This is a genomic window from Aeromonas sp. QDB54, from assembly GCF_027707385.1.
GTDB lineage: Bacteria > Pseudomonadota > Gammaproteobacteria > Enterobacterales > Aeromonadaceae > Aeromonas > Aeromonas hydrophila.
In genome coordinates, this window is record NZ_JAPCIT010000065.1 from 1 (window position 1) to 2140 (window position 2140).

Annotated in this window: 4 protein-coding genes; 3 read left to right on the plus strand and 1 reads right to left on the minus strand. The window is 52.0% G+C overall.

What is annotated here, in order from left to right:
• Window positions 1-172 (minus strand): phage integrase N-terminal SAM-like domain-containing protein (locus PG881_RS23755; RefSeq protein ID WP_173603309.1); only part of this gene is annotated, 172 nt, incomplete at its 3' end.
• A gap of 144 nt (window positions 173-316) precedes the next feature.
• Here PG881_RS23755 and dfrA12 point away from each other — a divergent pair.
• From dfrA12 to PG881_RS23770, 3 genes are all read left to right on the plus strand, one after another.
• Window positions 317-814 (plus strand): trimethoprim-resistant dihydrofolate reductase DfrA12, encoded by a 498-nt coding sequence (dfrA12, locus tag PG881_RS23760; protein ID WP_001083725.1) that lies wholly within the window; start codon window positions 317-319, stop codon window positions 812-814.
• 111 nt (window positions 815-925) lie between these two features.
• Window positions 926-1216, plus strand: coding sequence for a DUF1010 domain-containing protein (locus PG881_RS23765; protein WP_001336345.1), 291 nt, complete (start codon window positions 926-928; stop codon window positions 1214-1216).
• Between the two features lie 5 nt (window positions 1217-1221).
• The gene (locus PG881_RS23770) at window positions 1222-2013 is read left to right on the plus strand and encodes an ANT(3'')-Ia family aminoglycoside nucleotidyltransferase AadA2 (protein WP_001206356.1); all 792 of its coding nucleotides are present in this window, start codon (window positions 1222-1224) and stop codon (window positions 2011-2013) included.
• Window positions 2014-2140 lie beyond the last annotated feature (127 nt).

Here is a 2140-nt window from a genome sequence, read left to right on the forward strand (position 1 = left end):
TGCCCAAGGTTGCCGGGTGACGCACACCGTGGAAACGGATGAAGGCACGAACCCAGTGGACATAAGCCTGTTCGGTTGGTAAGCTGTAATGCAAGTAGCGTATGCGCTCACGCAACTGGTCCAGAACCTTGACCGAACGCAGCGGTGGTAACGGCGCAGTGGCGGTTTTCATGGCTTGTTATGACTGTTTTTTTGTACAGTCTATGCCTCGGGCATCCAAGCAGCAAGCGCGTTACGCCGTGGGTCGATGTTTGATGTTATGGAGCAGCAACGATGTTACGCAGCAGGGCAGTCGCCCTAAAACAAAGTTAGCCATATGAACTCGGAATCAGTACGCATTTATCTCGTTGCTGCGATGGGAGCCAATCGGGTTATTGGCAATGGTCCTAATATCCCCTGGAAAATTCCGGGTGAGCAGAAGATTTTTCGCAGACTCACTGAGGGAAAAGTCGTTGTCATGGGGCGAAAGACCTTTGAGTCTATCGGCAAGCCTCTACCGAACCGTCACACATTGGTAATCTCACGCCAAGCTAACTACCGCGCCACTGGCTGCGTAGTTGTTTCAACGCTGTCGCACGCTATCGCTTTGGCATCCGAACTCGGCAATGAACTCTACGTCGCGGGCGGAGCTGAGATATACACTCTGGCACTACCTCACGCCCACGGCGTGTTTCTATCTGAGGTACATCAAACCTTCGAGGGTGACGCCTTCTTCCCAATGCTCAACGAAACAGAATTCGAGCTTGTCTCAACCGAAACCATTCAAGCTGTAATTCCGTACACCCACTCCGTTTATGCGCGTCGAAACGGCTAACCATTCCGTCAACGGGACGCCAAAATGCTGCGCATTTTGGTTCCCTCCGCTGCGCTCCGGCTCTCGTTACGTCCAACGTTAGCACCACTGAAACCCAGCTTTATTTAGCTCATGTTTATTCAAACGGCATTTAGCTTTTCAGGCGTTATTCAGTGCCTGTTTTGCCTTTTTTCCGGGCTTCGCCTGCATGGGCTGCGCAGGTTTTCAGTCTTTTTGGCCTCTAGCCCTTGCGTAGCAAGCGCAAGCAGCTATCGTTTTTGCAGTGCTGTGCCGCCTCGGTGGCGCAGCGTTTTTTCACGGTTAGCGCCCGTCGCCAAATTCAAGTTATCCGTTTTGGCTTCTGGTTCTAACATTTCGGTCAAGCCGACCCGCATTCTGCGGTCGGCTTACCTCGCCCGTTAGACATCATGAGGGAAGCGGTGACCATCGAAATTTCGAACCAACTATCAGAGGTGCTAAGCGTCATTGAGCGCCATCTGGAATCAACGTTGCTGGCCGTGCATTTGTACGGCTCCGCAGTGGATGGCGGCCTGAAGCCATACAGCGATATTGATTTGTTGGTTACTGTGGCCGTAAAGCTTGATGAAACGACGCGGCGAGCATTGCTCAATGATCTTATGGAGGCTTCGGCTTTCCCTGGCGAGAGCGAGACGCTCCGCGCTATAGAAGTCACCCTTGTCGTGCATGACGACATCATCCCGTGGCGTTATCCGGCTAAGCGCGAGCTGCAATTTGGAGAATGGCAGCGCAATGACATTCTTGCGGGTATCTTCGAGCCAGCCATGATCGACATTGATCTAGCTATCCTGCTTACAAAAGCAAGAGAACATAGCGTTGCCTTGGTAGGTCCGGCAGCGGAGGAATTCTTTGACCCGGTTCCTGAACAGGATCTATTCGAGGCGCTGAGGGAAACCTTGAAGCTATGGAACTCGCAGCCCGACTGGGCCGGCGATGAGCGAAATGTAGTGCTTACGTTGTCCCGCATTTGGTACAGCGCAATAACCGGCAAAATCGCGCCGAAGGATGTCGCTGCCGACTGGGCAATAAAACGCCTACCTGCCCAGTATCAGCCCGTCTTACTTGAAGCTAAGCAAGCTTATCTGGGACAAAAAGAAGATCACTTGGCCTCACGCGCAGATCACTTGGAAGAATTTATTCGCTTTGTGAAAGGCGAGATCATCAAGTCAGTTGGTAAATGATGTCTAACAATTCGTTCAAGCCGACCGCGCTACGCGCGGCGGCTTAACTCCGGCGTTAGATGCACTAAGCACATAATTGCTCACAGCCAAACTATCAGGTCAAGTCTGCTTTTATTATTTTTAAGCG

What these genes read in the sequence shown, in the direction of transcription:
- dfrA12 (WP_001083725.1), top strand. Translation starts at nt 317, where the DNA reads ATGAACTCGGAATCAGTACGCATTTATCTCGTTGCTGCGATGGGAGCC.
- PG881_RS23765 (WP_001336345.1), top strand. Translation starts at nt 926, where the DNA reads ATGTTTATTCAAACGGCATTTAGCTTTTCAGGCGTTATTCAGTGCCTG.
- PG881_RS23770 (WP_001206356.1), top strand. Translation starts at nt 1,222, where the DNA reads ATGAGGGAAGCGGTGACCATCGAAATTTCGAACCAACTATCAGAGGTG.